Raw genomic sequence first — 403 nt, 5'->3', positions numbered from 1 at the left:
ATGTCACTCTGAATTTGCGCAATGTTGTTGTTGATTGAATCAATATTCGCTTGGACATGCTTCTTTTGCGCATCCAATACAGCAGCGTTGTAGGCCGATAATGCGGTTTGATAATCAGCCAACGTTTGCGCATCGTTCACAGCCTTCAATGCATCTTGCACTGATTGATCACTTGCAACAACACCAGCATCTTGTGGTGCATCTTCATAAGCAACCGTGTGTGCAATGTTATCGGCACCAAAACTACCCGCAGCAATTGATGCTGCCTTGTTATTATCAACGAACGACACCTTGCCGTCTTGTTGCTTGATGCTTTGTTCGGCATAATCCGTGAACGTATTCTGGTTAACAACATCCGTTGATCCATCTGGGTACGTTGTGGTCATGTTAACTGCCTTTTGGG

1 protein-coding gene is annotated in these 403 nt (G+C 44.9%); it reads right to left on the bottom strand.

Annotation, left to right across the window (positions count from 1 at the left end):
* A partial coding sequence (locus KH400_RS21710) for a hypothetical protein (protein WP_217228184.1) occupies positions 1 to 386 on the bottom strand: 386 nt, incomplete at its 3' end.
* Between the last annotated feature and the right edge of the window lie 17 nt (positions 387 to 403).

The sequence above is a fragment of the Desertibacillus haloalkaliphilus genome, assembly GCF_019039105.1.
In the GTDB taxonomy this organism is placed as follows: domain Bacteria; phylum Bacillota; class Bacilli; order Bacillales; family KJ1-10-99; genus Desertibacillus; species Desertibacillus haloalkaliphilus.
This window is presented reverse-complemented; position numbering and strand designations above follow the sequence as displayed.